We start from the raw sequence: 21,062 nt of genomic DNA, 5'->3' as shown, positions 1-21,062 counted from the left end.
GACGGCCGTCTGTCGGGGGAACGGGAAGACCTCACGCCCGTCGAACACCCACGGGGCAGGGTGCCCCGGCGCGCGGCGTGAGGACGGACGCCGCGCGCCGGGGACGATCACAGGCCGTTGGTGAACAGCAGGCGGTTGACCGTGCCGCCGGTGGTGCCGCCGCCGACGACGTTCGGCGTGGCGGAGGAGTTCAGCCAGTTGTGCACGGTGGCCGACGACTGGTCGCCGAACCGCTGCTTGTACAGCGCGGCCACACCCGCCACGTGGGGCGTCGCCATCGACGTCCCGCTCATCGCGCCCGAGCCGCCGGTGCGGAGGGTCGAGATGATCGAGCTGCCCGGCGCGTAGAGGTCGACGCACGCGCCGGTGCTGGAGAACGACGAGCGGGCGTCGGTGTTGGTGGTCGAGGCCACCACGCTGGCGGTCTCGACCTTGCGCGGCAGGCGGTCGCACGAGTTGCCGCCGGTGTTGCCCGCCGAGGTGGCCAGGAAGACGCCCGCGGCGATCATGTTGCGGATCGCGGTCTCCAGGCTCGCCGACGCGGTGAAGTTCCACGACGTGTTGGCCACGGCAGGCTTGGTGTGGTTCGCGGTGACCCAGTTGATCGAGTTGATCGCGGACGTGGTGGTGGCGCTGCCGGAGCAGTTCATCATCTTCACGCCGTGCAGCCGCACGCCCTTGGCGATGCCGTACGTGGTGGAGCCGATCGTGCCGGCGACGTGCGTGCCGTGGCCGTGGCAGTCGGTGTTGTTGGTGTCGTAGCCGTTGTAGTCGAACGTGGCCCGGCCGCCGAAGTCCGCGTGGCCGGGCGTGATGCCGGTGTCGATGATGTAGGCGTGCACGCCCGCACCGGTCTGGTTGTAGGTGTAGCTCTTGGACAGCGGCAGGGCGCTCTGGTCGACCCGGTCGATGCCCCACGACGGCGGGTTGGCCTGGGTGGCGTCGAGCGCGTCGGTGACCAGCACGTCCTGCTCGATCGTGGTGACCGCCGGGTCGCGGCTGAGCCTGCGCAGCTGGGCCGGGGTGAGCTTGGCGGCGAAGCCGTGGAAGGCGGCGTCCCAGACGTGGGTCGGCGTGACGCCCGCCGCGGCGGCCACGCTCACGCCGCTGCGCGCGGTCGGGTTCAGCGCGACGATGTAGGAGTCCTTGATGGGGTGGACGGTGGCGGACGCCGTCGCGGTGACGACGTCGGCCTGGTGCGGGGGCTCGGCCATGGCGGCGTCGGTGGTGAGGCCGACGGCGGTGGTGGAGACGGCCAGGACGACGAGCGTTCGGTGAAGAGGACGCACGGGTTGGCTCCTTCGGGTGAACCCGGACGAGTGCGCCCCGCGGCAGGGTTCGCGGGGTCCGCTGCTCACTCGTCCGTGGTCCAGACCAGCAGCCTGACCAGCGGTTATGCCGTGGTCAACGGTGGTCGGCCGAACGGCCGCGCGGCTCGTCACCCTCGGTGGACATAACGGACAACTGGTAATGCCCAGGTCGCTCGGCCGGGCGCTTGTCCGGTGTCGACCGGCGCACCGCGAGCCGGGTGAGGGCGACGCCGACCAGGACCACGGCCATGCCCGCGAGGACGCGCGGCGTCAGCGGCTCGTCCAGCACGACCGCGCCCAGGGCGACGGAGACGACGGGCAGCAGGTAGCCGACGGTGGCGGCGCTGGTGGGGCCCTCGTCCTCGATGATCCGGTAGTTGAGGATGAACGTGACGCCGGTGCCGAAGACGCCGAGCACCACCACAGCGACGACGGCCGTGGCGTTGGGCGTCGCCGGGGTGCGGTCGAACGGGAGCGTGACGGCGGCCAGGACGGTGGCGGCGGTGAGCTGGGCGGCGGACATCGCCACCGGGCCTCCCCTGCCGACCAGCTTGCGCCCCATGTAGGCGAACGCGACCGCGTAACCGGCCGCCGCGCCGAGGAGGGCGAGCACGCCGGGACCGGCGCCGCCGTGCTGCCACGGGGCGAAGATGAGCAGGACGCCGGCGAAGCCGAGGGCCAGGCCGGCGACCCGGACCGGCGTGACGCCGCGGTCCGTGCCGACGGCGAGTCCGATCAGGAGCGAGAACAGCGGGGTGGTCGCGTTGAGGACGCCCGCCACCCCGGAGTCGACGGTCCGCTGGCCGATGGCGAAGAGCAGGAACGGCAGGGCGTTGCAGAAGAACGCGGCGACCGCCAGGTGCCCCCAGAGCCCGCGGGGCAGCCGCTGACCGCTCGCGCGGGCCAGGACGAGCAGGGTGGCGGCGCCCAGGGCGCAGCGGGTCACGGTGATCTGCGCGGGTGACAGGCCGGTCAGGGCCAGCTCGATCCACAGGAAGCACGAGCCCCACAGCAGGGCCAGCGCCGCCACCCGCAGCACGCCTCGTCCGGTCATGGGATCACCGTCGCGCACGCCGAACTTCAAGAAAAGTGAAACCTCATGACACAGCTTTAAGCAACGCTACAACGTCATCCAGTACCTGAATGGTGAACTCGGGGGTCCTGAACGTTCGACACGCGGGTCCTGGATGTAGGACTCTCGCGAGAGTCCTACATCCAGGGCGCGAGAGTCCTGCGGTCGGGGCCCCCGAGTTCAACGCTCAGCGGGTGTGCACGAGCAGCTTGTCGACGCCGTGCACGATGGACGCGGCGCGGAACGCCGGGCGCTCGGCGGCCAGGCGCAGGTTCGGGAAGCGGCGCAGCAGGGCCGGGTAGGCGGCGCGCAGCTCCATCCGGGCCAGCTCGGCGCCCACGCAGCGGTGCGCGCCGTGGCCGAACGCCAGGTGCGACGAGGCCGGACGGCCGGCGTCGAACTGCGGCGTGCCCTCGCGGTTGGCCGCCGACAGCGACACCACGACCACGTCACCCTCCTCGACCTGCTGGTCGCCGACCCGCAGCGGGTGCCGGGCGAACCGCGGGAACGCCACCTGCACCACGCTCAGGTGCCGCAGCAGCTCCTCGACCAGCGGCGCGGTGGCCGCGTCGTCGTCGCGCATCGCCGTCCGCGCCGCGTCGTCGCGCAGCAGCACGATCGCGCCCAGCGCGAGCATCGACGCCGTGGTGTCGAACCCGCCGGTCAGCACGCCGTCGGCCAGGCCGGCCAGCTCGATGTCGCTGACGTCGTCGCCGTGCTGGCGGATGATCGAGCCGATCAGGCCGTCACCCGGCGACCGGCGCTCGCGGCGCACGATCTCCTCCATGTAGGACAGCGACTCCGAGATCGCGCCCAACGCCTGCCCCGCGCCCCCGAACAGGTCGAACCGGGCCGCCGCCAGCTCCTGGAACCGGTCGCGGTCCTCGTAGGGCACGCCCAGCAGCTCGCAGATCGTCAACGACGGGATCGGCAGCGCGAACTCCTGCACCAGGTCGACCGGCCCGTCGGCGGCCTCCATCGCGTCCAGCCGCTCGGTCACGATCGCGTCGATGCGCGGCACGAGGCGGGACAGCCTGCGCATGGTGAACTCCGGCGTGAGCAGCTTGCGCAGCCGGGTGTGGTCGGGCGGGTCGGCGAACCCGAGGCCGCCGGGCGACTGCTCCAGCCGCCCCACCGCCTCGCCGAGCCGGGCGTAGTCGTTGCTGAACGCACCTGTGTCGGAGAGCACCTTCTTCGCTTCGTCCTGGCCCGTGACCAACCACACGCGCAAGCCGAACGGCACCGGGATGCGGTGCACCGCCGCGGTCTCGCGCATCCGCTCCAGCTCGGCGACCGGGACCACCCCGTCCCGCTTCAGCGGGACCAGCGCGCGGTCCGGGAGCAGCGACAACGCCCGCGAACCGATCTTGCCCAACACCCACCGCGTCGCCGAACGCCGAGCGACCCACGCCACCAAGCCGTCGCGCACGGACGCCAAAGTCGTCATCGAACACCCCTCTTCCCCAGGTCGAATGTTGGACGGTAACCGTACGTAGGGGTGAGCAGCATCGCGCCAGAGGCGGATTGACACACCGGTAACCGTGACAGACGATCGGCAATCGCGCGTGAGAATCGGGGGAAGCCGGTCGAAGTCCGGCGCTGACCCGCAACGGTAGGTCCCGACCGGGACGAGCCCGAACACCCGTCGCGCGCGCCACGCTCCAGACACCGTCGAGGTCACGGGTCGGAGCCCGGGGGAAGTCGGTGACGGCTGTCCGGGGTCCGCTCGCGCCCAGCGCCCGGAAAGGCCGAACATGCCGTTGAGACGGACCGCCGCCGCCATCGCCGCCGCCGCTGTCGCCGCCCTCGCGTCGGTGGCCACCGCGCAGGGCCAGGCCGCGCAGGGCGCGCCCGCGCCGACGGCGGACGTGAGCGACGCCGCCGCCGGGTGGCTGGCCCGCCAGCTCGTCGACGGCGACCACCTGGAGATCGTCCTGGACGGCACCGCCTACCCCGACCAGGGCCTGACGCTGGACGCGCTGTTCGCGCTGACCGCCGCCGGCGTGGCGTCCGACAACGCCGACGGCATCGCCGCCTGGCTCGCCGAACCGGCCATCATGGACAACTACCTGCACTTCGGCGACCCGGCCGAGTCGTTCGCGGGCGCGCACGCCAAGCTCGCGCTCGGCGTGCAGGTGCACGGGCAGGACCCGACGAGCTTCGGCGGCGTCGACCTGATCGCCGACCTGACGGCGTTGCAGGACCCGTCCGGCCGGTTCCGCGACAAGACGCGGTACACCGACTACTCCAACGGCTTCACCCAGGCGTTCGCGGTGCTGGCGCTGGACCGGTGGGACGGCGCGCCGCGGGCCGCGGTCGACTACCTCGTCGGCGAGCAGTGCGCGGACGGCGGCTTCCCGCTGATCCTGGAGGCCGAGACCTGCGCGTCCCACGTGGACGCCACCGCGATGGTCGCGCAGGCGCTGCTGGCGGTCGACCGGACCGCCGAGGCGGACCGGGCCCTCGACTGGCTGGCCGGCGTGCAGCAGCCCGGCGGCGGGTTCCGCGACCAGGGCGCGACCGACGAGGGCAACGCCAACAGCACCGGCCTCGCGGCGCAGGCGTTGCGCGCGGGCGGCCGGACGGCCGAGGCGGACCGGGCGGCGGGGTTCCTGACGTCGGTGCGGGTCGGCTGCGCGGCCGCGGCGGCGGACCGGGGCGCGATCGCGTTCGACAAGGCGGGTTTCCAGCGGGCCACGTCGCTGCGCGCGAGCGCGCAGGGCGTCCTCGGGCTGGTCGGCGTCAACTTCGCGGACCTGACGGCGGAGGGCGGCACGCCGGGCGCGCCGGTGCTCGACTGCGCGGACGTCCCGCCGACGTCGACCAGCTCGGAGACCACGACCACGACGACCACCGCCACGACGACCACGACCGAGGCGACGACCACCACCGCCGACACGAGCACGGCCACGAGCACCACGACGGCGGTCGTGGTCGCGGTGGCCGGTCACGGCAACCTGGCCCGCACCGGCGCCTCGGTCGGCCCGGCGCTGTGGATGGGCGTGCTGCTGCTGGTGGGCGGCGTGCTCGCGGTCGTGCTGGCGCGCAAGCGGCACGCGGGGGCGGGCAGGTGACGGCACGGCGCACGACGGCGGCCGGCCCCCTCGACCGCACCGCGCCGTGACGGGCCGGTGGCGGGCGGTCCTGGCGACGGCGGCCGTCGTCGGGCTCGCGCTGATCGGCGTCCCGCCGAGCGCCCAGGCCGCGGACTGCGCGGGCGTCACCGTGGTGGTGGACTTCGGCCCGTTGGGCGGCGGCGTGCGGACGGGCTGCGCGCCCGGTGACCCGGCCAGCGGGACGGCCGCGCTGACCGCCGCCGGGTTCGGCTACACGTTCGCCGCGCGGCAGCCGGGGTTCGTCTGCCGGATCAACGGCCTGCCGGGCAGCGACCCGTGCGTCACCACGTCGCCGCCCACGGCCTACTGGGGCTACTGGCACGCCCGGCCCGGCGGGTCGTGGGTCTACAGCGACACCAGCGCCGCCGCGCACGACCCGGCGCCGGGCACTGTGGACGGTTGGGCGTTCGGCGGCGGCGGGCAGCCCGGCATCGCGCCCCCGGCGCCGCAGCCGACCCGGCCCGCGCCGCAACCACCCGCGCCCGACCCGGGCCGACCCGCGCAACCGGTCCAACCGGGCCAGCCGGGCCAGCCGGGTCAACCCGCGCCGCCCGCGCCGCAGCCGGGTCAACCGACCCGGCCCGCGCAGCCGACGGAGTCCACCACCCAGTCGGAGCCCGTGCCGACGACGACCACCGAGACGACGACACCGCCTCCGTCGACGTCCTCCGCGGCGACGACGTCGGGCTCCCCCGCGCCGACGAGTGCCACGTCGGTCGCCGTGCAGCCGACGGCGGGCACGTCGTCCGGCGGCGCGGTCGGGCTGGTCGTCGGCGTCGTGGTGATCGCCGCGCTGGCCGGTCTGGGCGTGTGGACCGCGCGTCGGCGGGCCAAGGCGGCCGGGTGAGCCTGCACCCCGGCGCGTGGTGGCTGTGGGCGCTGTGCTTGGCCGCCGTCGCCAGCCGCACCACCAACCCGGTGCTGCTCACGATGGTGATCGCGGTCGCCGGGTACGTGGCCGTGTCGTGCCGCGAGGACACCCCGTGGGCCGGCGCGTACGGGGTGTTCCTCAAGTTCGCCCTGGTGGTGCTCGCGATCCGGGTGGTGCTGCACGTGCTGCTGGGCGGCATCGGCGGGCCGACGGTGCTGGTGACCCTGCCCGAAATCCCGCTGCCGGACTGGGCCAGGGGTGTCCGGCTCGGCGGCCCGGTCAGCGCCGAAGGGCTCGCCTTCGCGGTGTACCAGGGGCTGCAGCTGGCGACGTTGCTGTGCTGCGTCGGCGCGGCGAACGCGCTGGCCAACGCCAAGCGGCTGCTGCGGTCGTTGCCGGCCGCGCTGTACGAGGTGAGCGTGGCGGTGGTGGTGGCGTTGACGGTCGCGCCGCAGCTGGTGGCGGGCGCGCGGGCGGTGCGCCGGGCGAGGGCGTTGCGCGGTGACGTGGTGCGCGGGGTGAAGGCGGTGCGGGTGCTGCTCGTGCCGGTGCTGGAGGACGCGTTCGAGCGGTCCCTGGCGCTGGCGGCGGCGATGGACTCGCGCGGGTACGGCCGGACCGCGGGGCTGCCGAAGCGGGCCAGGGTGGTGACCGGCGCGCTGGTGCTCGGCGGGCTGTCCGGGCTGTGCGTCGGCGCGTACGGGCTGCTCGACGGCAGCGCGCCGGGCCTGGTGGGCGTGCCGATGCTGGCGGCGGGCTCGGTGCTGGCGGTCGCGGGGCTGTGGACCGGGTCGCGGCGGGTGCGGCGCAGCCGTTACCGGCCGGACCGGTGGGGTCCGCGCGAGCTGCTGGTCGTCGCGTCGGGGCTGGTCGCGGCACTGGCGACCTACCTCGCGCCGACGGCGTTGGGCGGCGCCGCGCTGACACCGGGCACCGTGCCGCTGACGGTGCCCGAACTGCCGCTGCTGCCCGCGCTCGGCGTGCTGTGCGCGGTGGCGCCCGTCGTGATCGCCAGGAACGGGGTGGACGCGTGATCCGGTTCGAGGACGTCTCGGTCACCTACCGCGACGCCGGCGCGCCCGCGCTGGCCGGCGTGGACCTGCACGTGCCGGAGGGCGAGCTGTGCCTGGTGGTGGGGCGCACCGGGTCGGGCAAGTCGACGCTGCTGCGCGCGGTGAACGGCCTGGTGCCGCACTTCACCGGCGGCGTGCTCACCGGCCGGGTGCTGGTGGCCGGCCGCGACACCCGCGACCACCCGCCGCGCGAGCTGGCCGACGTGGTCGGCGTGGTGGGGCAGGACCCGCAGGCGGGGTTCGTCACCGATTCGGTCGAGGAGGAGCTGGCGTACTCGATGGAGTCGCTGGCGCTGCCGAACCCGGTGATGCGCAAGCGGGTCGAGGAGACGCTGGACCTGCTGGGGCTGGCCGACCTGCGGCGCAGGCCGCTGGCGACGCTGTCCGGCGGGCAGCAGCAGCGGGTGGCGGTCGGCGCGGCCCTGACCGCCCACCCGCGGGTGCTGGTGCTGGACGAGCCGACCTCCGCGCTGGACCCCGGCGCGGCGGAGGACGTGCTGGCCGCGCTGCACCGGCTGGTGCACGACCTGGGCATGACCGTGCTGATCGCCGAGCACCGGCTGGAGCGGGTCGCGCAGTACGCCGACCGCGTGGTGTGGCTGCCCGGCGGCGGCCGGCCGCCGGTGGTGGGCGAGCCGGGCGCGGTGCTGGCGGACGCGCCGGTCGCGCCGCCCGTGGTGCGGCTGGGGCAGCTGGCCGGGTGGGAGCCGGCGCCGGTGTCCATCCGGGACGCCCGGCGGCTGGCCGGGCCGTTGCGCGAACGCCTCGCCGAGCCGCCGGTGGTGGTCGCGCAGCGGCGGGCGGAGTTGGTGCGGGTCGAAGGGCTCCGGGTGCGCTACTCCGCGGTGGAGGCGTTGCGCGGCGTGTCGTTGGGCGTCGGCGAAGGCGAGCGGGTGGCCCTGATGGGGCGCAACGGGTCGGGCAAGTCGAGCCTGCTGTGGGCGGTGCAGGGCACCGGGAAGCGGGCCGGTGGCGAGGTCGCGGTGGACGGCGTGGACCCGGCGGCGCTCAAGCCGGGGCCGCGGCGCGGGGTGGTCGGCCTGGTGCCGCAGCAGCCCGGCGACCTGCTGTACCTGCACACCGTCGGCGGCGAGTGCGCGCAGGCCGACCGCGAGTCGGACAAGCCCGCGGGCACCTGCCGCGAGCTGCTGGACCGGCTGGCGCCCGGCATCCCGGACGACCGGCACCCGCGCGACCTGTCGGAGGGGCAGCGGCTGGCGCTGGTGCTGGCCGTCGCGCTCACCCCGTCGCCGCGGGTGGTGCTGCTGGACGAGCCGACCCGCGGTCTGGACTACCCGGCGAAGACCCGGCTGGCAGCGGCGTTGCGCGAGCTCGCCGACGGCGGCCACGCGGTCGTGCTGGCCACGCACGACGTGGAGTTCGTCGCGGAGTACGCCGACCGGGTCGTGGTGCTGGCGGAGGGCGAGGTGGTGGCCGACGGGCCGACCGCCGAGGTGGTCACCGCGTCGCCGGTGTTCTCGCCCCAGGTGGCCAAGGTTCTCGCGCCGCGGGCCTGGTTGACGGTGGCGGACGTGCGCGCGGCCCTGGCGGTCCGGTGACCGGCTCCCCCGTCCGCATCCGCCCCCGCGCCACGCTCGCACTGGCTGTGGCGGCGGCGATCAGCGTGGTCGCGTTCGGCTGGCCGCTGCTGGTGTCGGCGGACGCCGGCATCGCCCGCGGCGGCGCCGGGCCGTGGACGTTCGCGCTGCTCCTGCCGCTCGTGCTGGCCGTGGTGCTGGCCGAGATCAGCGAGGGCGGGCTGGACGCGAAGGCCGTGGCGATGCTGGGCGTGCTGTCCGCCCTCGGCGCGGCGATCCGGCCGCTCGGCGCGGGCACGGCGGGCGTCGAGACGGTGTTCTTCCTGCTCGTGCTGGGCGGCCGGGTGTTCGGCCCCGGGTTCGGGTTCGTGCTCGGCAACACGATGCTGCTCGCGTCCGCCCTGCTCACCGGCGGCGTCGGGCCGTGGCTGCCGTACCAGATGCTGGGTGCGGCGTGGGTGGCGTTGGGCGCGGGGCTGCTGCCGCCGTTGCGCGGCAGGGCGGAGCCGGCGTTGCTCGCCGCGTACAGCGCGGTCGCGTCCCTGGTCTACGGGCTGCTGCTGAACCTGGCGTTCTGGCCGTTCGCGTTGAGCGCGGCCAGCACGTCGCTGTCCTACCAACCGGGCGCGCCGGTCCTGGACAACCTGGCGCGCGTGGTGGCGTTCAGCCTGGCCACGTCGCTGGGCTGGGACGTCGGCCGGGCGATCACCACGGCGGTCCTGGTGCTGGCGACCGGTCCGGTGCTGCTGCGCACGCTGCGGCGCGCCGCCCGCAAGGCGTCGTTCGGCGCTAGCGCGGCAACTGGGCCGCCACCTCCGCCAGCGCGTCCAGCACCTCCGGCGTGAGGTAGCCGGTGGCGACCTCGGCCTCGGCGACGGCGACCGTGGACCGGTCCCGCTCGGAGCCGTAGTTCGCGCCGGTGAACGGGACGTCGGCCAGCCCGACCTCGGCCAGGCCGAGCGGTTCCACGTCGCCGGTGCCGGAGGCGTCCACCAGCTCCTGGAACGCCCGCGCGTCACCGCCCGACGCGAAGTCGACCCAGGCCACCGAGACGACCGCCGAGTTGCCGACGTCGTCGCCGACGGTGAACAGCACCCGTTCCACGACCTCGCACCCGGCCCGCCGCAGGAACTCGCGCACCTCGCCGAACGACGCGGCCACGCACTCGTCCCGCTGCCGGTCGGTCCGCTCGATGCCGTGCAACCCCATCCGCCGCCACGCGCCCTCGGCGTCGCCGCGCCGGGCCAGGTCGCTCCCCTCGGCCTTGCGCGTCTCGACGCCGCCGCCCGGACCGCCGGCGCCGGAACCGCCGGCGCTGAGGCCCACCGCTCCCCCGTACCCGACCGCGCTGAGCGCGAGGAGCCCGGCCAGCAGCACCGTCCTGCTGCGCCCGCCCCGACCGGCGACCGGCCGCACGCGGCCTCGCTCGTCGGTGTAGAAACCCCTTGGCACCGTGACCTCCTCCCCCTGTGGGAAGGTTTAGCAACGCCGTGGGTTTCGAGACCCGAATTTCGCGGAGAACCGCTCGAAGAGCGCAAACCAAACGGTCGGTTCACTGACCGTGCGTAACCCGCTACGCCTCGTGGTCCACCTCGGGTGTCATCGGCGACGGGCGGCCAGCAGCAGCGCCAGGCCCAGGACGGACATGACCAGGCCCATGCCGTAGGCGGTGCGGAAGCCGAAGTGCTGCGCCACGCCCAGCAGCGGCCCGGACAGCATCGCGCTGGTCTTGGCCGTGTTGGTGTAGAGCGTGCTGGCGTAGCCGGGCCGGTCGGGCGCGAGGTCCTGGAAGTAGGAGATGCCCACGCCCATGACCGCGGAGATGACCACGGCGTGCAGCACCTGCGCCGCCATCACCTGCCAGGTGGCGTCGGTCAGGAGCATGATCGAGTAGTACGCCAGCGCGACCGCGCCGCCCGCGAGCACCAGCACCCGGTGGTTGAACCGGATCGCCAACGCGCCGAAGCCGAGCATCAGCGGGATCTCCAGGGCCGCGCACAGCCCCAGCACCAGGCCCGCGTCGCCGGTCGTGCCGCCCAGGTTCTCGGTGATGAACAGCGGCATCGCCGCGACGCCGACCGACGTCGCCCCCTGGAGCAGCACGAACGCCAGCGCCGCGAGCACGACCTCCCGCCGCAGCCCCGACTGCCGCCGCACCTCGTCCGACGGCGGCGCGGACGGCCCCAGCTCGGGCAGCCACACCAGGGTCACCACGACGGCCAGCACGTACACCGCGGCACTGGCGCCGAACAGGCCGGTGAACCCGCCGCCGACGATCAGCAGCGCGCCCAGCGGCGGCCCGCCGACCCACGCGATCGACATCGTCATCCGCAGGGCGCTCATCGCCAGCGGCGCCTTGGCCGAGCCGCTGCGCTCCAGCAGCTGCCGGGCGTAGGCGAACATCTGCGGCATCTGCGAGGACGACAGCGCCCACAGCGTGACCGCCACCAGCAGCAACAGCCAGTAGTCGCGCACGACGCCGAACAGCGCCCAGGCCAGCGCGCCGGACACCCCGGCCACCGCCAGCAGCGTGCGGCGGATCGCCCGCGAGTCGGACAACCGCCCGACCAGGGTGCTCACCAGCATCGCGGCCAGGGCGGCGACCAGCAGGAACGCCCCGACCGCGACCGGGCCGGCCTGGACCTCCTTGATCAGGAACAGCGACATGAACGGGCCCGCCAGCGCGTACCCGACGCCCGTCAGCAGGCTCACCGACACCAGCGGGACGAACGGTCGGGACCGGGCGGGGGCAGGGGTTTCGCTCAGGACGGGCACACCGGCGATCCTCGCCGTCCGGGTGGGCGGCGAGGAAGCCGATTTCCAGCATCCGGACTGGTGAGAGCGCTCACACAGTGGTCGGCGCGGTGGTCCGGAAGGCGGTCACCACACCGGTCACCACACCGGTCACCGCGCCGGTCACGCCGTGGCGCGGGCAATCAGCACGGCCATGTCCAGCGGCAGTTCGCGGATGTCCTCCAGCGCGAACCCGTTGGCGGCCAGCAGCTCCCGGTGCTCGTCGGTGGTCCGCTCGCCGCCCTGCACGGTGTTGACCATCATGTGGACGTTGAACGCCAGCGGCAGCAGGGTGCGGGGGTCGTCGCGGACGGGTCGCTCGACGATGGCCAGCGTCGCGCCCTCGGCCATCGCGGCGCGCACGTTGCGCAGGATGGTCGAGCAGCGCTCGTCGTCCCAGTCGTGCAGGATGCGCGAGAGCAGGTAGAGGTCGCCGCCCGGGGGCACCGGGTCGTGGAAGAAGTCGCCCGCGACGACGACGGCCCGCTCGCCGTGGCCGGCGAGGACCCCGGCGGCCGCGCCGGTCACGTGCGGCCGGTCGAACAGCACGCCGCGCAGGTCCGGTCCGGCGGCCAGGACGAGGTCGAGCAGCCGCCCGTCGCCGCCGCCGACGTCGACCACGGTGCCGCGGTCGGGCAGGTCCAGCAGGGCGGGCACGAGTTCCAGGAACGCGGTGCCGGCCGCCATCGCCCCCTCGAACAGCCTGGCGTCGGCGGGGTGGGCGGCGAAGTGCTCGAACGGCTGCGCGCCGTAGACGTGGCCGAACCCGCTCTCGCCGGTGCGCACGGCGTGCTCCAGCCCGCTGAACGACCGGTAGAACAGGCCGCCGTAGATGCGCGCGAGGTCGCGCAGCGATCCGGCGGCGTCGTCGCGCAGCATGGCGCCGACCTCGGTCAGCGACCACTGCTCGCCGTCGCGGCGGAACACGCCGAGCGCGGCGAGGTAGGCCAGCACGCGGCGGAGCTTGTCCTCCCGGGAGCCGGTGCGCTCGGCCAGCGCCGCGGTGTCGAGGGGTCCGGTGGCGAGCAGGTCGGCCAGGCCGAGTTCGGCCGCCAGGGCCACCGAGCGGGTGCGCCACGCGCCGGTCATCAGGTCGAACATCGTGCGTCTGGACTGGTCCGGCCGGCCCCTGTGGTGCTCCAGCACGGCGGGGTGGTGGCCGGGCAGCGTCAGCTCCAGCCGGCCGGCGCCGCCGCGGAAGCGCAGGGCGGTGGCGTTCTCGTGCTCGTCGTAGCCGCCGCCGTCGGCGGTGAGGCCGGAGTCGAGCAGCGTCGCGTGCACGCCGCGCAGCACCACGTCGTCGTCCTCGGTGACGTGGAACGCCAGGTGCGACTCGGCCTCGCGGTCGGCCTCGGACAGCGCCGCTCCGCCGGGCACGGCGAACAGCCGCAGCTCGCGGGGGCCGTCGGCGACGGCGCCGGGCACGACCCGCACGTCGAAGTCCTGCCCGGTCCGGTCGCGCAGCCGGTCCCGCACCACCACGCCCGCGACCGGGTCGCGCGCCTCGACGCCCAGCTCGGCCAGCGCGCCCAGCACGTCCTCGGTCCGCCGCACGGCGACCAGCACCGCGGCGTGCGTGAAGTCGAGGTGGCGCAGGACGCACGCCGGTGGTTCACCGCCCAACACGGACGCCAGCGCGTCCTCCGTGGTGCTGTTCCGGACGAAGGACACGGCTTGCGCCAACCGGCGTAAATCCGCGTCGCCCAAGGCGCCGGGCGCGCCGGCAACGGTCACGGGCATTGCAGGTCCTTCCGAGAGGGTGGCCGTGCCCTGCCCGGACCGGGCAGGGCACGGTGGACTCGTGCCCCCCGAAGCGCAGACGCTAGGCGGTCTCCGCCTCGGGGTGAAGCTCGATGTCGCACCAGCGCACGAGACCGGCGATGCGCGGTTGCCCGTCGTGCCGCCACACCATGGACGGCTTGGCCATCGAGCCGGGGGCGGTGACCCGGCTGGCGCCGAGGAGGGCGAGTTCGCGCGCGGTGCGGCGGAACTCCTCGCCGACCGCGCCGAGGCCGACGTTCTGGAAGTGCCGGGCGAACGGCCGCACCTGGTCGACCGCGGTGGCCAGGTCGGGCACCGAGACGATCCGCGCGACCCGGTTCCCCGCGCCGCTGAGCGGCATCAGGGCGTCGTCCAGCACGACCGTCCACTCCAGACCGTCGGGCGCCCACACCTCGCCGGTGTCCGAGGTGGCGGCCCGCCACTCGGCGACGAGCCTGCGGTGCTGCAGCACGGTGGCGCCCGCGTCGTCCATCGTCCCGGGTGGACTGTCCCGCGCCTCGCGGCGCATCGCCGCGGCCAGGTGCTCGGCGATCTCCCGGGCGTGGTTCCGCTGCACCAGGTACACCTGCGGCGACAGGCACGCCTGCTGGTCGAAGTCGCTGCAGTCGGCGGCGATCCGGCGGGCCACCTCGGCCGGGCCGTGCGCGGTCGCGTACTCGGCGCTGACGATGCCGAACGACAGCTTGTGCGCGTGCTCCTCGTAGAGCCGGTCCGGTCCGGCCTTGGCGCGGATCGCCGCGCACGCCTCGTCCCCGCCGTAGGCGATGACCGCGTCGGACTGCTCCAGCGCGGCGTCCAGCACGGCTTCGTCGTCGCGGTCCCAGTAGGTGGCGACCACGGCGTCGGCCAGCACCGGTTCCACGTCGTGCAGGGTGCGCAGGAACGCGGCGGTGAAGTGCGGTTCCCTGGCCGGGATCTTGGCGATCACGGTGGCCTTGACCAGCAGCGCCCGCACCAGCGAGCGGGCGGGCAGGCCGGGCACGTTGCCGGCGAACACGGCCAGCGCGGTGCGCGGTCCGATCGCCGTGGTGCCGCCGCGGAAGTCGTCGAGCACTTCCGGATCGCCCAGTTCCCTGGTCAGCGCGGCCAGCAGCGACTCGGCGCGCAGGTTGCCCAGCTCGGCGTCCAGGGCGCGGTCGATGGTCTCCTCCGACATGCCGGTGACCAGCGCGGCGTCGCGGACGGTCGCCCGGCGGGCGGTGAAGTCGCGCTTGGCCCACAGGTCGGCCGCGGCGTCGACGGCGGCCACGATCCGCCGCACGGGCAGTCGGCGCAGCTCGTCGTGCGCGGCGCGCAGACCGGCGCCGACGGCGGCCCAGTCGGCGGGTCGGACGCCGCGCCACTCGTGCGGGCCCGATCGCAGGGTGAACGGTTCGCCGTCGGCGGTCAGCCACCGCGGCATCCACGACACGCTCACGCGGCGCCCCCGGTCATCGCGTCCAGGGTCAGCGAGCAGCCGCGGCTGGCGCTGCCCGCGACGCGGCCCGCGATCGCGACGCCCTCGGGGCCCGCGATGCCGACGTCCCCGGTGAGCAGCACGTGCGGCCGGTCCAGCAGGGACAGGTCGGTGACCTCCAGCAGGCCGCGACCCTCGGCGAGGTGTTCGCGGGTGCGCGGGTCGCGGACCTTGGGCCCGCCCGCCGGGTGGCTGCCCTTGGGTCGTTCGCCGAGCGGGCCGACGGGGGTGTCGCCCGCGTCGTAGAGGTTGTTGGCCAGCTCGGTCATGCCGAAGATGTTGCCGTGCCGCTCGATGCCGAAGACCCGGCGCACGGCGTCGCGCAGCTCGTCCACGCGCATGACCCGCGAGCGGCCCTTGAAGCCGCCGCCGTCGTACATCCGCGAGCCGGGCGGCAGTCGCCAGCTCCGGCCCTGCTCCCGCAGCGCGTCGCAGATGTTGACGAACGCGAAGGTCGCGCCGACGAGGACCACCGGCAGCCCTTCGGCCACGGCGGCGTCCAGGCGGGCGGTGAGAAGGTCGAAGTCGACGCCGTCCGGGCCGACGACGGCCGTGCTGAGCGCCGGGTCGCCGCACGACTCGGCGATCCGGGCCATGTCGAACGCGATCGCCATCTCCGGCGCGGTCTGCTCGGAGGGCGCGAACGGCAGCACCACGGGCCGGACGCCGTCGTCGTCCAGCAGGTGCCGCCGCGCGCTCGCCTCGACGGCCAGCCGCTTGAGCTCCAGCCCCCGTTCGGAGTAGCGGACCGAACCCCGCGCGCTGCCCGACGTTCCGCTGGTGCGGAACACGCGGACCACCGGCGCGTCGGGGAACAGGTGCGGGCCCCCGTCCTTGTAGGCGGTGTCCGGGACGCCGACACCGACCCCCACCTGCTTCCAGTAGCGGGCCACGTCCGGCGAGTTGGCCGTGGCCAGCTCCACCAGCTGCTCGTGGACGTCGAGCGGGTCGCCGTCACCGTCGCAGACCAGCCGGGCCATGTGGTCGAACAGCCGCGCGACGTGGGGGTCGTCGTGGGCAACGGTCATCGCGAAGTCCTCCTGCGGTGATGTGCGGCGAGGGCACAGGATGACCCGCGACGGGGCCTGCGTAGAACCGAACATGAGCGTTCCGCTACGGGAAGCGGAACGATCGTCCGCTCCGGTGGTGCCGGCGGACGAACCGGAACGCCTGTGAACGGCCCGGCACGCCGCTGACACGCGTCTGCCCGCCCGATGACACGCCCTCCTCAGGACGACCGCGCGTGCCCTGCCGGGCGGCGTTGTTCGTGGTCGGGTTCGCGCCGCCGGCCAGGCGCGCCTACCGCCGACCCCACCTGGCCGCGTTCCTCTGCGACGTCTGCGACAGCGGGAGGGTCCGGTGCCCGGTCATGGTGTCCTCGGTTCGGGTCGGGTGGCGTTCTCGCGGTCGAGGTGTTCCTTCAGCGCGCTCAGGGGGCCGTCCCAGTCGCGGGCGAGCACGGCCAGGAACTGCTGGGCCACCCGCATGGGCGCGGAGCGCAGCCGGTACCGCACCCGGCGCCGCTCCCCCGGCTCGGCGGTCACCAGGCCGATCTCGGCCAGCAGTGCCAGGTGCTTGGCGATCGCCTGCCGGGTGATGGGCAGGCGATCGGCCAGGTCGGTGGCCGTCGCCGGGCCGCCCGCGGCCAGCGAGGCCAGGATGGCGCGCCGGGTCGGGTCGGCCAGGGCGGTGAAGACCTGTTCGGCGACGGACTCGATGTCAGGCGGCATTGAGGTAGTCGACCAGTTCACCCAGCTCCTTCGTCCAGTCCCCGTCGTTGTTGCCGAAGGCGTTGTCGTGGTCGTCCTGCGAGAGCTGGGCGAAGCCGGTCTCGGACACGGTCAGCCGGGTGCCCGTGCCGACCGGTTCGAGGGTGAACTCGACGTAGGTGCGGCGCGGGTCGTCCTCGGGCAGACCCGCGATGTGCCAGGTGTAGGCGAAGACGGTCGGTTCCTCGACCCGTTCCACGCGCAGCCGGACCGAGGGTCCGCCGGTCCACCTGACCTCCGCCACGCCGCCGGGGCGCAGGTCGATCGTCGCGTCGTCGCCGAGCCAGCCGCCCAGGCCCTCGGCCGTGGTGAGCGCGGCCCACACCTCGCCCGGGGGCTGGGTGATGTCCATGACGCGCTCGATCCGGTCCGGGAAAGCCATGGGTGTCCTCCAAGGAGTGGCAACTGGTTGGTTGCGACATTATGGCAACCGGGTGGTTGCGTCAATGGGTTTGGCGTGCGGGCGCGGCAAGACTGCGGGACGACTGCGGGCTGCCGCAGCGGGTTTCGGCAGGAGGTTGCGACAGGGGTTGCGGCAGCGCCCAGGTGTCGCGGCGGACGGCGAGGCGGCAGGGCGGCGGGGCAGCACGAATGGCGGGACTGGGCTGCGGCAAGCGGTCTGCGTTGGAGTCGACACCGAGGTCGCCGGGCGGTGTCGAGGTCGAAGCCGGCCGGGAACACCGCCAGCCGCTCGGAGAAGTCCCGTTCCGACCCGGACTGCCGCCGCGCGGTGGTCGGGTCGCCGGCGGCCGAGGCGGTCCTGGCCTCACGGACGAGCCGGTCGAACCGCAGCGCGTCGGCCGGCTCCTCCGTCGACCGCCGCGTCGTCCGCCGTCACCTCCAGCGCGCCCAACACCCCCACGCGCGTGCGATCACTGTGCCATGGTGGCCAGGTGGCGGTTGCGCACCGCGTCACCGGGGTCCGCCCAGGTCGGCGCGGTGCGCGACCGCCCGGAAACCCGCTCTGCTGTCCGCAATAGTGCGGACAACGTTCGGACATCCGACCATTCGTGCCGTAACAATGTCAGGGATGGGCTAACGAATGCCCGGAGCAACCGATATCGCCGCTATGGACGAGGATTCCACTCCGACGGAACGAGCCCTCGCGCCCGAACGCCGGAACGCGGCGTCCGAACGAGGGAACAGCGCCGTCGCAGGCCGAGCAACCACCTGGGGTGCCGGATGAACAGCCGAATGGTCGAACTCGAAGCAGTACTGTCCCGGTCCGCGCCGGACCGGCAGGCGGCCCGACGCCTCGCGGTGGACCTCGCGCGGTCGTTGGACGCGCTGAGCGCCCGCCGCGACCTGGACCGCCTGCTGCGCTGCGCCGCCGGGCTGACCCGGATCGGCTCGGCCGACGCCGCGGACGCGCTGCTGATCGCCATGCTGGCCCTGGTCGACCCGGCCGGCCCGGAGGCGTCGCGGGTGCACGACCAGCAGGCGCTGGTGTCGCTGGCCCGCGGCCGGCGGGACCCGGGCACGACCGGTCCGCGCCAGGCGCGGCGACGCCCGCCGGGCACGGCGTTCGGCCGCGGCGCGCCGCTGCGCCAGGTCGTCGGCGACTTCCTCGACCCGCTGCCCGCGCCCGACCCGGTCCCCGTCGGCTCGATCCCGGCCGGCTCGGTGGCGGTCGCCGTGGAACGGGCGAAACCGACCGAGACGGGCGCGCTGGAACTGGCGTTACAGCGCAACGCGGCGGTCCTCGGCTCGAACCACCCGCAGACCTGCGTCACGCGGCTCAACCTGATGTGCGCCCGGTTCCGGATCGCCCGCGACCACGGCGACGCGGAGGAGGTCGCCGAGTCGTTGACCGACCTGCGCGACGCCACCGACCGGGCGCTGAACTCGCTGGGCACCCACCACCCGCGGGCGCTGGTCGCGCAGGCCAACCTGGCGTCGGCGGAGTTCGAGCTGGCCAGGGTCCGCCGGTCCGCCGAACGGGCCCGGCTCGCGCTGCCCAGCCTGCGCTCGGCCGCCGACCGCACGGCGACCCGGCTCGGCCTGGACCACCCGCACGCGGTGATCGCCACGGCGAACCTGGCGTCGGCCGAGCTGGAGCTGGCGCACCTGGACGGCTCCCGCGCCCAGGCGCAGCGCCTGCTGGACGTGGTGCGCGACGCGTCGATGCGGGCGGTGTCGGCCCTGGGCGCGGACCACCCGGCCGTGCGCGCGCTGGACGAGCAGCGGCGGGCCTGCGAGGCCCTGCTGTCCGGCGTCGGCCCGGACCTGTCGTTCGAGCGCGGCTACGCGTCGTTCGCCGACGCCGGCCGCTCCCTGTCCACCACCAAGCCGAACCCGCCCACCGCGCGGCAGGGCGCGACGGCGCCGGAGTGGCCGCCCGGCACGCTGCTGGCCCGGCTGCGGGAGAGCACCCGGCACGAGCTGATGTCGCTGGGCACCACGGTCCGCTACGCCGCCGACCGGGAGATCATCGTCCAGGACGCCACCGACACCCACCTGTTCCTGCTGCTCGACGGCGTGGTGAAGGTGCTGGTCAACGACGCCGGCGGGGACACCGCGGTGCTCACCGTCCGGGTCGCGGGCGACGTCATCGGCGAACTGGCCGCGCTGGACCACAAGCCGCGCTCGGCGACCGTCGTGACCTGCGGCGACGTCACCGCGAAGCTGATCACCAGCGCCGAGCTGCACGGGTTCCTGCACCGCCGCAACGACGGGTTCGTCGAGCTGATCGGCGTCATCGACGACCAGCTGCGGTGGGCCAACCGGCGCCGCCGCGACTTCCTGTCGCACACCGCCGCCGAACGGGTCGCGCGGGTGCTGGCCGAACTCGTCGGCGCGCACGGCAGGCACGAGGTCGGCGGCTGGGTGCTCGGCATCCCGCTGACCAAGGTGGAGCTGGCCTCGATCGCCGGGATGAAGCCGCGCACCGCCGAGAAGGCGTTCGCCGACCTGCGCAAGGCCGGGGTGGTCGTCAGCCACCTGCGGCGCGACGTGGTCGTGCCCGACCTGGAGGGCCTGCGCCGGTTCGCGCGGCTGTGATCAACGGCCCCCGAACCAGCCGTCGACGAGCGGGTTGCCGAACTTGCCCGCCGGGTCCAGCTCGCCGCGCAGCGCGGCGAACCGGGCCCAGTGCTCGTAGCCCGCGCCGGGATCGGCCACCTCGGACAGCTTCCCCCAGTGCGCGCGGGGCTCCCAGGGGCTCAACGCCGCTTCGACCTCGCGCAGCACGGCCCGCACCGCCGCGTCGTCGGGCTGCCAGGTGAAGTGGAGCGCGACGCTCGGCCGACCGTGCACCGGGCTGAGCCACTGCTCGTCCGCGGCGACCGTGCGCACCTCGGAGGTCAGCAGCACGGGCGTGACGACCGCGGACAGGGCGTCGAGGGCGCGCAACGCGTCGGCGGCGTGCTCCCGCGCCACGAAGTACTCCGACTGCAGCTCACGGCCGACGCTGGGGGTGAAGTCGGCGCGGAAGTGCGGCAGCCGCTCGTGCCACGGACCGGGCACGCCCAGCTGGGCCGTGCAGTTCACCGCGAGCTGGCCGGGCACCGGGTGCACCGGCCCCGTCGCGGGCCTCGCCCCCGTCCAGGCCAGGTCGCGGCGGACGTCGGCGGTGCGGTGCTTGGCGAACACCTGCGCCACGCCCTGCCAGGTCGTGAAGGCGCTCACGCTGTAAGCGGAGGCGAAGACCTCCTCCACGTTCGCCACCAGGACGTCGAACGGCATGTCCTGGTAGACGCGCTGCTCGACGTCGAAGGTCGGCACCACGTCCAGCTCCAGCGCGGTGACCACACCCAGCGACCCGAACGCCACCACCGCGCCGTCGAACCCGGCGTCGCCGCGCCGCAGGGTGACCAGGCCGCCGTCGGCGGTGACCAGGTCCAGGGCGCGGACCAGGCTCGCCAGCGACGGCACGTCGTTGCCCGAACCGTGGGTGGCGGTCGCGCACGCGCCGATGATCGTCACGTGCGGCAGCGACGGCATGGCCGGCAGCGCCAGGCCCTCGGCGTGCAGCCGCTCGGCCAGGCGCGCCAACCGCGTCCCGGCGCCCACCCGGACCCACCCGTCGCCGACCTCGAACACCTCGGGCAGCCGGTCCAGGCTGATCAACGTGCCGGCGGTGTCGGCGATCGCGCTGAACGAGTGACCCGCGCCCACCACGCGCGCCGACCCGGCCGCCTCGACCACCCGCCGCACCTCGTCGACCGACGTCGGGTGCGCGGTCCGCGCGGCGGAGAAGGTGACGTTGCCTGCCCAGTTGGTGCTCACCGGCCCGATTCTGCCCCATCACCCCCGCCGACCGGCCCGTCGTCGCACGGGGTGG

General features: G+C 74.6%; 17 protein-coding genes and 1 riboswitch. Of the genes, 6 read left to right on the top strand and 11 right to left on the bottom strand.

Features of this window, described 5'->3' with window-relative positions; all coding sequences use genetic code 11:
- Positions 1–107: 107 nt before the first annotated feature.
- From AB0F89_RS25520 to AB0F89_RS25510, 3 genes are all read right to left on the bottom strand, one after another.
- A complete protein-coding gene (locus AB0F89_RS25520) occupies positions 108–1,289 on the bottom strand; it encodes a S8 family peptidase (protein ID WP_367128116.1) in 1,182 nt (393 codons plus the stop codon).
- Positions 1,290–1,404: 115 nt separating this feature from the next.
- Positions 1,405–2,364, bottom strand: a complete 960-nt coding sequence (locus AB0F89_RS25515; protein WP_367128115.1) for a DMT family transporter — start codon at positions 2,362–2,364, stop codon at positions 1,405–1,407.
- A gap of 205 nt (positions 2,365–2,569) precedes the next feature.
- The gene (locus tag AB0F89_RS25510) at positions 2,570–3,829 is read right to left on the bottom strand and encodes a cytochrome P450 (protein ID WP_367128114.1); all 1,260 of its coding nucleotides are present in this window, start codon (positions 3,827–3,829) and stop codon (positions 2,570–2,572) included.
- A gap of 78 nt (positions 3,830–3,907) precedes the next feature.
- A riboswitch (cobalamin riboswitch) is annotated at positions 3,908–4,047 on the top strand.
- Positions 4,048–4,136: 89 nt separating this feature from the next.
- Between AB0F89_RS25510 and AB0F89_RS25505 the strand changes: the two genes are divergently transcribed.
- The 5 genes from AB0F89_RS25505 to AB0F89_RS25485 are packed head-to-tail and all read left to right on the top strand — an operon-like array spanning position 4,137 to position 9,825.
- The gene (locus AB0F89_RS25505) at positions 4,137–5,456 is read left to right on the top strand and encodes a prenyltransferase/squalene oxidase repeat-containing protein (protein ID WP_367128113.1); all 1,320 of its coding nucleotides are present in this window, start codon (positions 4,137–4,139) and stop codon (positions 5,454–5,456) included.
- A gap of 46 nt (positions 5,457–5,502) precedes the next feature.
- Positions 5,503–6,345, top strand: a complete 843-nt coding sequence (locus AB0F89_RS25500) for a hypothetical protein (RefSeq protein WP_367128112.1) — start codon at positions 5,503–5,505, stop codon at positions 6,343–6,345.
- On the top strand, positions 6,342–7,403 hold the full coding sequence (locus tag AB0F89_RS25495) for a CbiQ family ECF transporter T component (protein WP_367128111.1): 1,062 nt from the start codon (positions 6,342–6,344) through the stop codon (positions 7,401–7,403). The genes AB0F89_RS25500 and AB0F89_RS25495 overlap by 4 nt, the downstream gene beginning before the upstream one ends.
- Positions 7,400–9,001 carry an ABC transporter ATP-binding protein gene (locus tag AB0F89_RS25490; RefSeq protein ID WP_367128110.1) on the top strand — a complete coding sequence of 534 codons (1,602 nt, stop codon included), beginning with the start codon at positions 7,400–7,402 and terminating at the stop codon, positions 8,999–9,001. Before AB0F89_RS25495 ends, AB0F89_RS25490 begins: the two co-directional genes overlap by 4 nt.
- Positions 8,998–9,825, top strand: coding sequence for an ECF transporter S component (locus tag AB0F89_RS25485; RefSeq protein WP_367128109.1), 828 nt, complete (start codon positions 8,998–9,000; stop codon positions 9,823–9,825). The genes AB0F89_RS25490 and AB0F89_RS25485 overlap by 4 nt, the downstream gene beginning before the upstream one ends.
- On the opposite strand, the gene AB0F89_RS25480 is transcribed toward AB0F89_RS25485, so the two are convergent.
- From AB0F89_RS25480 to AB0F89_RS25450, 7 genes are all read right to left on the bottom strand, one after another.
- Positions 9,770–10,432, bottom strand: coding sequence for a hypothetical protein (locus AB0F89_RS25480; RefSeq protein WP_367128108.1), 663 nt, complete (start codon positions 10,430–10,432; stop codon positions 9,770–9,772). The genes AB0F89_RS25485 and AB0F89_RS25480 overlap by 56 nt on opposite strands.
- Before the next feature lie 147 nt (positions 10,433–10,579).
- Positions 10,580–11,755, bottom strand: a complete 1,176-nt coding sequence (locus AB0F89_RS25475) for a sugar efflux transporter (protein ID WP_367128107.1) — start codon at positions 11,753–11,755, stop codon at positions 10,580–10,582.
- 141 nt (positions 11,756–11,896) lie between these two features.
- Complete coding sequence (locus AB0F89_RS25470; RefSeq protein WP_367128106.1) at positions 11,897–13,513, bottom strand: methyltransferase; 1,617 nt, start codon at positions 13,511–13,513, stop codon at positions 11,897–11,899.
- A gap of 82 nt (positions 13,514–13,595) precedes the next feature.
- Positions 13,596–14,957 (bottom strand): acyl-CoA reductase, encoded by a 1,362-nt coding sequence (locus AB0F89_RS25465; protein WP_367128105.1) that lies wholly within the window; start codon positions 14,955–14,957, stop codon positions 13,596–13,598.
- Between the two features lie 11 nt (positions 14,958–14,968).
- Positions 14,969–16,039 (bottom strand): acyl-CoA reductase, encoded by a 1,071-nt coding sequence (locus AB0F89_RS25460; protein WP_367128104.1) that lies wholly within the window; start codon positions 16,037–16,039, stop codon positions 14,969–14,971.
- Between the two features lie 339 nt (positions 16,040–16,378).
- Complete coding sequence (locus tag AB0F89_RS25455) at positions 16,379–16,741, bottom strand: ArsR/SmtB family transcription factor (protein ID WP_367128103.1); 363 nt, start codon at positions 16,739–16,741, stop codon at positions 16,379–16,381.
- Positions 16,731–17,162, bottom strand: coding sequence for an SRPBCC domain-containing protein (locus AB0F89_RS25450; RefSeq protein ID WP_367128102.1), 432 nt, complete (start codon positions 17,160–17,162; stop codon positions 16,731–16,733). Before AB0F89_RS25450 ends, AB0F89_RS25455 begins: the two co-directional genes overlap by 11 nt.
- A gap of 800 nt (positions 17,163–17,962) precedes the next feature.
- Between AB0F89_RS25450 and AB0F89_RS25445 the strand changes: the two genes are divergently transcribed.
- On the top strand, positions 17,963–19,780 hold the full coding sequence (locus AB0F89_RS25445; protein ID WP_367128101.1) for a cyclic nucleotide-binding domain-containing protein: 1,818 nt from the start codon (positions 17,963–17,965) through the stop codon (positions 19,778–19,780).
- Here the strand turns inward: AB0F89_RS25445 and AB0F89_RS25440 are convergent, their stop codons facing one another.
- A complete protein-coding gene (locus tag AB0F89_RS25440; protein WP_367128100.1) occupies positions 19,781–21,007 on the bottom strand; it encodes an FAD-binding protein in 1,227 nt (408 codons plus the stop codon).
- Between the last annotated feature and the right edge of the window lie 55 nt (positions 21,008–21,062).

Source organism: Saccharothrix sp. HUAS TT1, assembly GCF_040744945.1.
Classification (GTDB): domain Bacteria; phylum Actinomycetota; class Actinomycetes; order Mycobacteriales; family Pseudonocardiaceae; genus Actinosynnema.
Note: the sequence above shows the minus strand (reverse complement) of the source record. Positions and strands in the feature narration are given on the sequence as shown.

Coding starts and splice junctions, on each gene's coding strand:
- AB0F89_RS25455 (WP_367128103.1), bottom strand. CDS start 16,741: ATGCCGCCTGACATCGAGTCCGTCGCCGAACAGGTCTTCACCGCCCTG.
- AB0F89_RS25470 (WP_367128106.1), bottom strand. CDS start 13,513: ATGCCCGTGACCGTTGCCGGCGCGCCCGGCGCCTTGGGCGACGCGGAT.
- AB0F89_RS25505 (WP_367128113.1), top strand. CDS start 4,137: ATGCCGTTGAGACGGACCGCCGCCGCCATCGCCGCCGCCGCTGTCGCC.
- AB0F89_RS25515 (WP_367128115.1), bottom strand. CDS start 2,364: ATGACCGGACGAGGCGTGCTGCGGGTGGCGGCGCTGGCCCTGCTGTGG.
- AB0F89_RS25450 (WP_367128102.1), bottom strand. CDS start 17,162: ATGGCTTTCCCGGACCGGATCGAGCGCGTCATGGACATCACCCAGCCC.
- AB0F89_RS25445 (WP_367128101.1), top strand. CDS start 17,963: ATGAACAGCCGAATGGTCGAACTCGAAGCAGTACTGTCCCGGTCCGCG.
- AB0F89_RS25465 (WP_367128105.1), bottom strand. CDS start 14,957: ATGCCGCGGTGGCTGACCGCCGACGGCGAACCGTTCACCCTGCGATCG.
- AB0F89_RS25460 (WP_367128104.1), bottom strand. CDS start 16,039: ATGACCGTTGCCCACGACGACCCCCACGTCGCGCGGCTGTTCGACCAC.
- AB0F89_RS25510 (WP_367128114.1), bottom strand. CDS start 3,829: ATGACGACTTTGGCGTCCGTGCGCGACGGCTTGGTGGCGTGGGTCGCT.